A 12,216-nucleotide genomic window follows, 5' to 3' on the forward strand; every position below is an offset into this window, starting at 1 on the left:
AGCCAACCTGCTCGGGTACAGCCTATTCCTGCAGCTTCGCAGCCGTCAGATCCAGACTGAGCCTGGCCAGTTTGACCAATTCATCTACCTGTTCCTCGGTGATCACCAAGGGGGGCGATATGATCATGGTATCGCCGACCGCCCTCATCACCAAGCCATTGTTAAAGCAGAACTCCCGACAGGTCATCCCCGCCTGCTGCTGGGCCGGGAAGCGACGCTTGGTCTGCTTGTCCTGGACTATTTCCAACGCGGCGACCAGGCCTTTACCCCGGGTTTCTCCCACCAGCGGGTGATCGGCAAGCTCGCTCCAGCGACGTTGCAAATAGGGGCCGATGCTATCATGAATTCGCTTAACTATGCTCTCCCTCTGCATAAGCTGGATGTTGGCGATGGCCACGGCGCAGGCGACCGGGTGGCCGGAATAGGTGAAGCCGTGGTTGAACTCGCCCCCCTCTTCCACCAGCACCTTGGCGACTCTGTCGCCGACCATCACGGCCCCCATCGGCAGATAGCCCGAGGTGATGCCCTTGGCCAGGCACATCAGATCCGGCTTGATGCCAAAGTCTTCGCTGGCGAACCAGTGGCCGGTGCGACCGAAACCGCAGATCACCTCGTCGGCGATCAGCAGGATGCCGTACTTGTCACAGATGCGCTGGATCTCGGGCCAGTAGCTCTCGGGCGGGATGATGACGCCGCCGGCCCCCTGAATGGGCTCGCCGATGAAGGCGGCGACCTTGTCCACCCCCAGTTCCAGGATCTTCAGCTCCAGCTGACGGGCGCGCTCCAGCCCGAACTCATGGGCGCTCACCCCCTGCCCCTCACCGAAGTGGTAAGGCTGATCGATGTGGACTATGCCGGGGATCGGCAGCCCGCCCTGGGCGTGCATGCCTTTCATCCCACCCAGGCTGGCCCCCGCCACGGTGGAGCCGTGGTAGGCGTTGTGGCGGCTGATGATCACCTGCTTGTCCGGCTGCCCCTTGCTGGCCCAGTAGTGGCGCACCATGCGCAGCACGGTGTCGTTGCACTCTGAACCCGAGCCGGTGAAGAAGACATGGTTGAGATGAGACGGCGTGATCTCGGCCAGCAGGGTCGCCAGCTCGGCAGCGGGCGGATGGCTGGTCTGGAAGAAGAGGTTGTAATAGGGCAGTTGCTGCATCTGTTTGGTGGCGGCGTCCACCAGCTCCTGGCGGCCGTAACCCATGTTGACGCACCACAGGCCCGCCATCCCGTCCAGAATGCGGCGCCCGTCGGAGTCTTCCAGATAGACCCCCTCGGCCTTGGTGATGATGCGGCTGCCCTTGTTGTTCAGCGCCTGAAAATCGGTAAAGGGATGCAGGTGATGGCTGGCATCCAGTTGTTGCCACTCACGAGTGGTGTGCTGCATTGCTTGCTCCTCGGTTCCTTCGATATGAGCGGGAAAGGCCGGTATCAGCCTCCATGCACTACCACCCTCGAGTGGTGTGCGACCCAGTTTGCTGCTGCTTGGTACTATCGCCATACGGGAGCGGCGGGTACTCGTCGCCCTGCACTGCCACTCATAATGCGCGGCGTGCGACCCGGTTTGTTTCTGCTTGGTGCTGTCGTCATACGGGATCGGCGGGTACTCATCACCCTGCACCGCCACTCATCATGAGCGGCGTGCGACCCGGCTTGTTGCTGTTTGGTGCTTTCACTCTCGGCGGGAGAGGCCGGCATCGACCTCCCCCTGTCGGGGTTGCGTGCGCCTTGCACGCACCGACATCACACGTTCAGCAGCAGGAATTCCCGCTCCCAACGACTGATCACCCCGAAGTAGGTCTCGTATTCCTTGCGCTTGACCGCGACGAAGGCGCGGATGAAACGCTCGCCCAGCATCTCCTTGATGGGCTCGCACTGTTCCAGGTGGCTCAGCGACTCCTCCAGCGAGCGGGGCAGGCTGTAGGGCAGGTCGTAGGCGCTCGCCTTCATCTCCTGCATCGGCTCCAGCTTCTCCATCATGCCGAGGTAGCCGCAGGCCAGGGTCGCGGCCAGCGCCAGATAGGGGTTGGCATCGGCGCCGGCGAAGCGGTTCTCCACCCGACGCGCGCTGGCCTCGGAGAAGGGCACCCGCAGGCCGCAGGTACGGTTCTCCACGCCCCACTGCACGTTGCGCGGCGCACTCTCACCGAAGGTGAGGCGGCGGTAGGAGTTGACGTTCGGTGCCAGCAGCGCGGTCACGGCCGGGGTATATTTCTGCAGGCCGGCGATGAAGTGCATGAACAACTCGGTGTTGCCGCCATTGTCCGTGCCGAACAGGTTGCGCCCCTCGGCATCCTCCAGGCTCTGGTGGATGTGCATGGCGGAGCCCGGCTCTTCACTCATGGGCTTGGCCATGAAGGTGGCGTAGATGCCGTGCTTGTGCGCCGCCTCACGCATGGTGCGCTTGAACAGGAACACCTGATCCGCCAGGTCGATGGCGTCACCGTGCAGGAAGTTGATCTCCATCTGGGCGGCACCGGACTCGTGGATCAGGGTATCCACCTCCAGCTCCTGCGCCTCGCAGTAGTCGTACATGTCCTCGAAGATGGGATCGAATTCGTTGACCGCATCGATGCTGAACGACTGGCGGGCGGTCTCCGGGCGGCCGTTGCGGCCGATCGGCGGCACCAGGGGATAGTCGGGGTCTTCGTTGCGCTTGACCAGATAGAACTCGAGCTCGGGGGCCACCACCGGCTTCCAGCCCTGCTTCTCGTAAAATGACAGGACCCGGCGCAGCACGGAGCGCGGTGCTATGTCGATGAGCTTGCCATTGATGTCGAAACAGTCGTGGATCACCTGAGCGGTCGGCTCCAGTGCCCAAGGGACGAAGCGAATGGTGTTGGGATCGGGATAGAGCTGCATGTCCCGCTCCAGCGGGTCAATCATGCTGTCGTCATCCGGATATTCGCCAGTCACCGTCTGGGTGAAGATGACTTCGGGTAGCCGCATGCCCCCTTCGCGCAGAAATTTATTGGCTGGAATGATCTTGCCTCGGGCATTGCCGGTGAAATCCGGAAACAGGCACTCCACTTCCGTGATGCGATTGCTCTCCATCCAGCCCTTGATACTGTCCATGTTAAACCCCGACTCTACGGTTGTCATAGGCAAGGGTGTCTAATATAAGGAACACCCTTGTTAAATAAATGTAATCAACATCACCATAAAAGCCCGCGATAAGGGCCCTTGTCAAGCGGTGGTGTTTAAAAAACTATAAACATTGGCCTATATAATGACCAGGCCGACACCAAATACTAAACACCTTGTAGCCCTATCAAACTACTGTGAACCCAGGCTGCAAAGCCGATGCCAATCGTGGACAAATTCAAGACGATACTCAGTCAGCCCCTGTCGGATGAAGGGCATTTCTTTGCAAGGGCGCACAATCCTTACCCGATGTGCTTTGCATCCGTGCTTTTTTTTGGTACAAGGCCCGCCCTGATTTGCACTCTCCTGCCTGGATTTGGTGCAAATCGGGATACGAGGGCTTGGTCTGCAGGCAGACAGCCCCCATAAATGGGTAAAATTGGGAAACTGACTGGTAGCTAACCGTATGTGTGATTTCATGACTGAAGACCAACTGGCCTTTTACAAGGGCCAGATCGAGCGACAAATCATCGAGCTCGAAGAACGTCTCAACTCCCAAGCCAGCCAGGCCATCGCCACCGATACCAACGAGATGGCTGATGAAATTGACCGTGCCAGCATCGAGGAAGCCCGCCGTCTGGAGCTGAACCGCATCGAGCACGACAAGTTGCATCTGCGCAAGCTGAGAGGGGCGTTGAAACGCATCAACGAAGGTGACTTTGGCTACTGCGAATCCTGCGGTGACGAGATCTCCCTCAAGCGGCTGCAGGCAAGGCCTGAGTCTCGTTTCTGTGTCGAGTGCCAGAGCACCAAGGAATTCAACGATACCCACGTGTTCCGTCGCGTCGCCTGATCCTGCCGGGCACAGTTCCGATCGGTAGTGGACCCGCCTCCCGCGGGTGACCATACTCCGCCGGGTGAAGAGAGCCGTTACTCTGGATAGACAGGGATAACTGGCGACACCCGAGCCCGGATCATGGTGTCGACATCAGATCGTGAACAAGTTCTGATAGACTCCGGGCAAGTCCCGGAATCTATCAGGAGAGCAGAGAGTGAAATGGCTCATCAGACTGTGTTTGTGCCTGCCGCTGCTGGCACAAGCACAGACTCTCACCGTCAAGGTCCCCAGCCGGCCTATCAATGACCTCGACAACGAATACCAGCTCAAGCTGCTGGAACTGGCGCTCGATCGCGCCGGGCAGCCGTTCAAGCTGGAGCGGGTCGAACTCAACCTCAATCAATACAGCCTGCAGCAGGAGCTGCGTCGGGGTAAGACCATCAATGTGTTCTGGATGGGCACCTCCAGCACCCTCGAATCCAATCTCATCCCTGTCCCCATCCCGCTGTTCCGCGGCCTGGAAGGCCTGCGGATCGCCTTCATCCACAGCGACGCCCAGGAGAAGTTCAACCAGGTCAACTCCCTGGCGGACCTCAAGAAACTGAAGGCGGCGCAGGGAGTCGGCTGGGCCGACAACAAGATCCTGGAGCATGCGGGCATCCCCACCTACGCAGGGCGCTACAGCAACCTGTTTCGCCTGATCAACGACGGCGACAAGCTCGACTTCTTCCCCCGCAATCTGGTGGAGATCTTCGCCGAGCGCGCCGAACTGGTGGCCCAGTATCCCAACCTCGCCGTCGAGCAGCACTTGCTGCTGCGCTACCCCTTCGCCGAGTTCTTCTTCGTCAGCCCCGAGTACCCCAAGTTGGCCAAGGCGCTCCAGCTCGGGCTGGAGCGGGCCTACGCCGATGGCAGCTTCATGAAGTTCTTCCACGAGAACCCCAAGATCCGCGAGGCCCTGGCCAGCGCGAACCTGGATCAGCGGGTCAGCATCCCGCTGGTCAATCCGGACATGACCCCCTTGCTCAGGAGCATTCCGGCCCAATATTGGGATTATCCACCCCAGCAGGGGCAATAAGAGCAGGCTTCCGACTGGGAGTACCGACCCGAGAACAGAGGCAGTGACAGCAGCCAGCTGACAGCAGATCCGCCCGGGATGGGCGGGAGAGACAGGTTTCACTCACAGCACCAGGGAGGTGCCATGAAACGACTCGAACAATGGTTCAACGACTACGGCCAGAGCCACCGTCACCCGACCAACGTCGCCATTCACAAGGTGGCGGTGCCCGGCATCTACCTGTGCGGGCTCGCCCTGCTCTGGTGCCTGCCCCAGGGGCCGCTGCCAGCGGGGCTCAACTGGGCGATGCTGGCGGCCGTGCCTGTGCTGCTGTTTTATCTGCGGCTGTCCCTTCCCCTGTTTCTGGGCATGGCGGCCTTCACCGGCCTCGGGCTGCTGGTCTGCGCCCTGTGGCAGGGGCCCCTGCTGCTAACCGCGCTGGCAGGGTTCGTGCTGCTCTGGATAGCCCAGTTTGTCGGCCACCAGATCGAGGGCAAACGCCCCTCCTTCCTCGCCGACCTGCAATTTTTGCTGATCGGCCCCGCCTGGGTGCTGGCCAGCCTCTATCGTCGCTTGGGCCTCTCCTATTGAGGCCAGGAGGAATCTTGATGTCGTATCAACGCATGCTGCCACTGCTGCTGACCACCCTGCTCGCCGGGCCCGCCCTGGCGGACAAGGCCGATCCCATCGGCGAGGTGAGTACCGCCTTCCAGCTGGTCGGCCCCAACCACAAGATCCTGGTGGAGGCGTTCGACGACCCCAGGATCGCCGGTGTCGCCTGCTATCTGGCGCGCCCCAAGACCGGGGGCGTCAAGGGCGGCCTCGGGCTGGCGGAGGATCCCTCCCATGCGTCCCTATCCTGCCACCAGACGGGACCCATCACCCTGCCCGCCAAGTTGAAGGCGGGGGAAGAGGTGTTCGATGTCAGCACCTCCCTGGTGTTCAAGGAGCAGAAAGTGGTGCGTTTTTACGACGAAAAACGTAACGCCCTGGTTTATCTGACTTACAGCACCAAGTTGGTGGATGGTTCTTATAAAAGCGCGGTTAGCGCCGTTCCCATCATGCCCTGGGGCTAATCCCCCACCATTTATCCCGTGATGAAGGGCGCGAGTTGTTGTAATTTAACCACATCGAAACCTGCGGAGAGCGCATCATGAGAGTCGCCGTTTTCAGTACCAAGAGCTATGACAAGGAACACTTCAACCAAGCCAACAGCCAGTACGGTTTCGAGCTGGAGTTCTTCGACGTGCGGCTGGAGGCCAAGACCGCCCGTCTCGCCCACCAGTTCCCCGTGGTCTGCCTGTTCGTCAACGACGACGCCGACCGTGAGGTGCTGACCGAGCTGGCCGCCAACGGCACCAAGGTGATCGCCCTGCGCTGCGCCGGTTACAACAACGTGGATCTGGTCGCCGCCAAGGAGCTGGGGCTGAAAGTGGTGCGGGTGCCTGCCTACTCACCGGAGGCGGTGGCCGAGCACGCGGTGGGCCTGATGATGACCCTCAACCGCCGCATCCATAAGGCCTATCAGCGCACCCGCGACGCCAACTTCTCCCTGGAAGGGCTGGTCGGCTTCAACATGCACGGCCGTACCGCCGGCATCGTCGGCACCGGCAAGATCGGCATCGCCACCCTGCGCATCCTCAAGGGCTTCGGCATGCGCCTGCTGGTGAGCGACCCCTACCCGAGCCAGGCGGCGCTGGATCTCGGTGCCGAGTACGTGGATCTCGACACCCTGTTCCGCCAGTCCGACGTCATCAGCCTGCACTGCCCACTGTTCAAGGAGAACTATCACCTGCTGAACAAGGAGGCGTTCGCCAAGATGAAGGACGGGGTGATGATCATCAACACCAGCCGTGGCGGTCTGCTGGACGCCAACGCCGCCATCGAGGCGCTCAAGACCTCCCGCATCGGCGCCCTGGGGCTGGATGTGTACGAGGAGGAGGAGGATCTGTTCTTCTCCGACAAGTCCAACGAGGTGATCACCGACGATGTGTTCCGTCGCCTCTCCGCCTGTCACAACGTGCTGTTCACCGGTCACCAGGCCTTCCTGACCCGGGAGGCGCTGCACGCCATCGCCGATACCACCCTCAGCAACATCGAGGCCATCGCGCGTCAGGGCCGCAGCGACAACGAGGTGGAATAAGCTTTCCGCGCAATAAAGCGGGCGCCGGGTTGTGAGACCCGGCGCCATCGGGTAGGCTACCAGCCCTTTTTTACTCAGGAGCCTGGCTGCCCATGTTTGTCGGATTTGATTACGGTACCTCCAACTGTGCCGTCGCCGTGATGGAACAAGGTAGCCCCAGGCTGCTGAGCCTGTGCGGTTCCCATTATCTGCCCTCCACCCTGCACGCTCCCCACCGGGAGGCCATCGCCGGCCTGCTGGCCGAAGGGCTGGCACCGGCCCAGCAGCAGGAATACCTCAAGCTGCGCGGCCCAGTGGTGCCCCGTGCCCAGGCGGTGCGTCGCCAGATGCGCGAAGAGGGGCTGATCGACGAGCTCAGCTTCGGAGCCGCCGCCCTCGAGCGTTACCTGGAAGAACCGGACGACGGCTACTACATCAAGTCCCCCAAGTCCTTCCTCGGTGCCTATGGCCTCAAGGCCCCCCAGATCGCCCTGTTTGAAGACATCGTCTGCGCCATGATGCTGCACGTGCGCCGCGAGGCGGAGCAACAGCTCGGCAAGCCGGTGCGCAGCGCCGTCATTGGTCGCCCGGTCAACTTCCAGGGGCTGGCGGGGGAAGAGAGCAACCGCCAGGCCATCGCCATCCTGACCGAGGCGGCCCGTCTGGCCGGTTTCGAGCAGGTGGAATTCCTGTATGAACCTGTGGCGGCCGGCTTCGAGTTCGAGGCGCGCCTCGACGAGGACGCGGTGGTACTGGTGGTGGACATCGGTGGCGGCACCACCGACTGCTCCATGCTGCGCATGGGGCCGAGCCACAGAGACCGGCTGGATCGCAGCGGTGATCTGCTCGGCCACAGCGGTCAGCGCATCGGCGGCAACGACTTCGACATCCGGCTGACGGTGGAGGGTATGATGCCGCTGCTCGGCATGCACGAGACCCTCAAGACCGGCAAGCCGCTGCCCCACCCGCTGTTCTGGGACGCGGCCGCCATCAACGACGTCAGCGCCCAGAGCCGCTTCTACAGCCTGGATACCGCCCGTCAGCTGCAAGACCTGCAGCTCGACAGCGGGCCCGGCAGCAAGCTCCCTCGCCTCGCCAGTCTGCGCGCCCACAAGCTGAGCCACCAACTGGTGTGGCGGGCCGAACAGGGCAAGATCGCCCTGTCCGATCACGAGCTCAATCACCAGACCCTGAACGAGCTGGAAAAGGGGCTGGAGGCGGAGCTCAGCCGCGCGCAACTGGCCAGCGCCTCGGCGCCGCTGCTGGAGAAGATCGGCGAGCTGATGGACGAAGCCATCGCCGCCGCCGGCGTGCAGCCGAGCCGGATCTTCGTCACCGGCGGCAGCGCCAAGTCGCCACTGATCAAAGCCTTCATTCGCCAGAAGCTGCCGGCGATCCCGCTGGAGGGTGGCGATGACTTCGGCTCGGTGGCGTCCGGTCTCGCCCGTTACGCCGAACGGCTGTTTGCCGACGCATAACGCGGTTCGCCGCTCGATAAACAAAGGGGTCACAGGGTGGCCCCTTTTGCTTGTGGCTCGACCCAGCCGGGACAGCTGTTGCCATTTACCGACACCCCTGTTGCCATGAGGGCGACAGAAGCGGTCGGGATCCCCCCCCCTTGCCCTGCCCCGGGGGCCATGCCGAGGGTATGCTTGTCGCTCCCATCACCGGAGCCCCTTCAATGCCCAGATTTTTGCTACTGTTGCTCGCCTTGCTCCTGCTCAGCGCCTGCAGCAGTACTCCCGCCTTCGTCCAGCAAGATCTGCAGCACCACCACTGGGTGCTCGACAAGCTGGACGGTCAGGCCGTCGCCAGCCCCCGTGACAACCCGCCCGACCTCGAGATAGGTGAACACTTCACCGTCAACGGCATCGCCGGTTGCAACCGCTACTTCGGCCAGGGCCACCTCGAGGACGGCAAGTTCTGGGTCACCAGCCTCGGCAGCACCGCCATGGCCTGCCCGCCGCAACTCGATCAGATAGAGCAGGCCGTGCTCGCCACCCTGACCGAGGGCGCCACCCTGAGCGGGACGACGCAGACGCTGATCCTGAAGGGAAAACGGCACCGTTTGGAATACAGGCTGCGGGACTGGGTGTTCTAGGAGGCTCCAGGGCTCACGAAACCAGACGCCATACAGGAACAACTGGCCAGGCTGTGGCACACTATGAGGCACTGTTCGCAATGGAGGCTGCCTCAGCCATGTCGATGGATCGCCTGTTTGACAAGATCAAACAACTGCCCACAATCCCCAAGCTGCTGCACGAGCTGATGCAGAGTTTCAATGACGAGAACGCCCGCATCGACGAGATCGCGGCCAAGATCGCCATGGATCAGGTCATCAGCGTCAAGGTGCTGCGGATGGCCAACTCGGCCGCCCTGCGCCGGGGCAACGAGGTCACCTCCATCGAGCAGGCGGTGATCCGGCTCGGCTTCAACCGCTTGCGCTCCGTGGTGGTCGCCTCCGGCATCATCAGCAGCTTCAAGGCCCCCCCCAGCTTCGACAAGAACCGCTTCTGGACCCAGACCTTCCAGGTCGCCACCATAGCCCGCACCCTGGCCCAGCAGACCAAGGTGGTGGATGCCGAGACCGCCTTCACCTGCGCGCTGATCCACAACATCGGCGAGCTGCTCATCCAGAGCACCCTGCCGGAAGAGGCCGAGCTCATCAACCTGGCCATCGAGAAGGGCAGCAGCCGGGTCGAGGCCCAGCGGGAGATGCTGGGGTTCGACTATGCCCAGCTCGGCGCCGAGCTGGCACGACGCTGGAACCTGTCGGAATCCTTCGTCGACGCCATCGCCCAGCAGCTGGATCCGCTTTCCTATCAGCCGGTCAGCAAGGAGGCGGTGCTTATCCGGCTCGCCGTCTTCGTCTCCTTCGCCTGGCATGCCGGCGTACCGGCCCAGGCCATCATAGCCCGCTTCCCCAAGCCGTTGGCCGATGAGCTGGGGCTGGACCCCGCCACCCTGGCGGATCAACTCGAGCAGTTGCACGAGCAGGGTAATGCCCTGGCCGATTTGCTGACCCAGTAGATGTACAACGACCGATCAGCAGGAGCCGGATCCCCGTCTCATTCTGGCGGATCAGCTCGAGCAGTTGCACGAGCAGGGTAATGCCCTCGCCGACTTGCTGACCCAGTAGTCCCAGTAGACCCAAGGCTGACTGACCAGCCCGAGCCGGATCGCCGTCTCATTCTGGTCGGTCAATACACACAATCTCACGAACGGGGTAGTAATATGGCCCTCGCCGACCCTCTGACGCAGTGGACACCATGACCCCTCCCTTCCTGTTTCACCCCCAGGTGGCACCCTGGTTCAAAGAGCGTGCCGATGCCCTGTTGCTCACCCTGTTCAGCGAGCTGGACGCGCCTATCCGGGAGGTGTGGCTGCGCCACGAGCCGGACAACGAGGAGTACCTGCTGGCCATGCGCCCGGTCTCGACCCGGGACCGGCTGCAGGTCTGGCAGGTCGAGCTGCCGCTGGCCAGGGGGCAGGACATTCATCTCTACTGCTTCAAGTGCCTCACCGACGACCAGCAATGGTGGCTGCACGGGGCCGGCGTCAGCGCCGCCATGCCACCTCGGGAGCAGCATTTTCGCTTCAACGGCCAGCACCAGCCACCGGCCTGGGTGCAGGATCAGGTGTTCTACCAGATCTTCCCCGACCGCTTCTGCAACGGCGATCCCTCCCTCAGCGTGCGGCACCACGAATATCAGTACAAGGGCAAGGCCGTCATCAGCAAGACCTGGGGGGCGCCGGTCAGCCGCCACGAGGAAGGGCACGGCGCCTGCGAATTCTACGGCGGTGATCTGGCGGGGATCGACGCCAAGCTGCACTACCTGCAATCCCTCGGCGTGACGGCGCTCTACCTCAACCCCATCTTCGACTCGCCGAGCAACCACAAGTACGACACCCTGGACTACTTCAAGGTCGACCCGCACCTCGGCACCAACGCCCAGTTTGCCGAGCTGACCCGCAACCTGCACCAGCGCGGCATGAGGGTGATACTGGACGCCGTGGTCAACCACACCTCCACCGAGCACCCCTGGTTCTGCCCGCCGCTGGGGGCCCAGAGCAACCCTGACTCCCCCTGGCGCAGCTTCTACACCTTCGATCAGGAAGGGGATTATGTCAGCTGGAAGGGCATTCGCAGTTTGCCCAAGCTGGATTTCTCAAGCGAGCAGGTGCAAGACGCCGTTTATCGGGCCGACAACGCCATCCTGCGCCACTGGATGCGTGCCCCCTACCAGATCGATGGCTGGCGCTTCGACGTCATCCACATGCTGGGGGAACGCGGCACCGCCGAAGGAAACCGCGGCCATGTGCGTGCCATTCGCGGCGCCGTGAAGCAGGAGAACCCGGACGCCTATGTGCTCGGCGAGCACTTCTTCGAGGCGAGCCAGTGGCTGCAGGGGGATCAGGAGGACGGTGCCATGAACTACTACGGCTTCGCCCACCCCATTCGCGCCTTCCTGGCGGGGCAGGACATCGCCTATCACCCCATCAGGATCAGCGCCACCGAGCTGGACCACTGGCTCAAGCTGGCGCGGGCCCATATCCCGTTCAAGAACCAGCTGGCCCAGTTCAACCTGCTGGACAGCCACGACACCGCCCGCTTCCTGCACCTGCTGGGGGAAGACAAGCAGCGCATGCGCCTCGCCGCCACCCTGCTCATCACCTACATAGGCGTGCCCTCCATCTACTACGGCGACGAGGTGGGGCTCTCCGGCGGCAACGATCCGGACTGCCGTCGCTGCTTCCCCTGGGAGACCACCGACTGGGATCACGTGCTACACGATCACTATCGCCGCCTGATCCAGCTCCGCCGCCAGCGGCCGGCCCTGCGCCGGGGGGACATCCAGACCCTCTACGCCGGTCCCCACAGCTATGTGTTCGCCCGCACCCTGCAAAGCGATCAGGTGGTGGTGGCATGCAACCGCCATCCGACCGAGCCGCGCACCATCAGCCTGCCCCTGTGGCAGACCGCCAGCCCCGCCAGCCGCTTCACCGACGCCTTCAACGGCGACAAGTTCGAGGTGGTGCAGGGCCAGTTGCAGCTCACCATCCCGGCCAACTCGGCCAGGGTGCTGCTCTCGAGCTGAGCGTCACGACAATAAAAAA

11 protein-coding genes are annotated in these 12,216 nt (G+C 62.6%); 9 read left to right on the plus strand and 2 right to left on the minus strand.

The features are described from left to right. Nucleotides 1-22 precede the first annotated feature (22 nt). Both BN1124_RS19275 and BN1124_RS19280 read right to left on the minus strand, forming a co-directional pair. Nucleotides 23-1,384 (minus strand): aspartate aminotransferase family protein, encoded by a 1,362-nt coding sequence (locus BN1124_RS19275; RefSeq protein ID WP_042644598.1) that lies wholly within the window; start codon nucleotides 1,382-1,384, stop codon nucleotides 23-25. 356 nt (nucleotides 1,385-1,740) lie between these two features. Next, the gene (locus BN1124_RS19280; RefSeq protein WP_042644599.1) at nucleotides 1,741-3,072 is read right to left on the minus strand and encodes a glutamine synthetase family protein; all 1,332 of its coding nucleotides are present in this window, start codon (nucleotides 3,070-3,072) and stop codon (nucleotides 1,741-1,743) included. A gap of 475 nt (nucleotides 3,073-3,547) precedes the next feature. On the opposite strand from BN1124_RS19280, the gene BN1124_RS19285 reads away from it, so the two are divergent. The 9 genes from BN1124_RS19285 (at nucleotide 3,548) to malZ (ending at nucleotide 12,197) form a co-directional block, all read left to right on the plus strand. Then, nucleotides 3,548-3,934, plus strand: a complete 387-nt coding sequence (locus BN1124_RS19285) for a TraR/DksA family transcriptional regulator (protein ID WP_033129010.1) — start codon at nucleotides 3,548-3,550, stop codon at nucleotides 3,932-3,934. A 199-nt stretch (nucleotides 3,935-4,133) separates the two neighbouring features. Next, the gene (locus tag BN1124_RS19290) at nucleotides 4,134-4,997 is read left to right on the plus strand and encodes a type 2 periplasmic-binding domain-containing protein (RefSeq protein ID WP_042644602.1); all 864 of its coding nucleotides are present in this window, start codon (nucleotides 4,134-4,136) and stop codon (nucleotides 4,995-4,997) included. Between the two features lie 123 nt (nucleotides 4,998-5,120). Next, nucleotides 5,121-5,567, plus strand: a complete 447-nt coding sequence (locus tag BN1124_RS19295; RefSeq protein WP_042644604.1) for an Mpo1 family 2-hydroxy fatty acid dioxygenase — start codon at nucleotides 5,121-5,123, stop codon at nucleotides 5,565-5,567. A gap of 17 nt (nucleotides 5,568-5,584) precedes the next feature. Next, complete coding sequence (locus BN1124_RS19300; RefSeq protein WP_042644606.1) at nucleotides 5,585-6,052, plus strand: CreA family protein; 468 nt, start codon at nucleotides 5,585-5,587, stop codon at nucleotides 6,050-6,052. A 77-nt stretch (nucleotides 6,053-6,129) separates the two neighbouring features. Further along, nucleotides 6,130-7,119: a 2-hydroxyacid dehydrogenase gene (locus tag BN1124_RS19305; RefSeq protein ID WP_042644607.1), complete on the plus strand. Its 990-nt coding sequence runs from the start codon at nucleotides 6,130-6,132 to the stop codon at nucleotides 7,117-7,119. A 92-nt stretch (nucleotides 7,120-7,211) separates the two neighbouring features. After that, the gene (gene yegD, locus BN1124_RS19310; protein WP_042644609.1) at nucleotides 7,212-8,576 is read left to right on the plus strand and encodes a molecular chaperone; all 1,365 of its coding nucleotides are present in this window, start codon (nucleotides 7,212-7,214) and stop codon (nucleotides 8,574-8,576) included. 203 nt (nucleotides 8,577-8,779) lie between these two features. Beyond that, nucleotides 8,780-9,199: an META domain-containing protein gene (locus tag BN1124_RS19315; RefSeq protein ID WP_042644611.1), complete on the plus strand. Its 420-nt coding sequence runs from the start codon at nucleotides 8,780-8,782 to the stop codon at nucleotides 9,197-9,199. A gap of 80 nt (nucleotides 9,200-9,279) precedes the next feature. Then, nucleotides 9,280-10,128 (plus strand): HDOD domain-containing protein, encoded by an 849-nt coding sequence (locus BN1124_RS19320; RefSeq protein ID WP_042644613.1) that lies wholly within the window; start codon nucleotides 9,280-9,282, stop codon nucleotides 10,126-10,128. A gap of 239 nt (nucleotides 10,129-10,367) precedes the next feature. Then, the gene (gene malZ, locus BN1124_RS19325; RefSeq protein WP_042644615.1) at nucleotides 10,368-12,197 is read left to right on the plus strand and encodes a maltodextrin glucosidase; all 1,830 of its coding nucleotides are present in this window, start codon (nucleotides 10,368-10,370) and stop codon (nucleotides 12,195-12,197) included. The last annotated feature ends 19 nt before the right edge of the window (nucleotides 12,198-12,216 follow it).

This window comes from Aeromonas eucrenophila (genome assembly GCF_000819865.1).
In the GTDB taxonomy this organism is placed as follows: Bacteria; Pseudomonadota; Gammaproteobacteria; order Enterobacterales; family Aeromonadaceae; genus Aeromonas; species Aeromonas eucrenophila.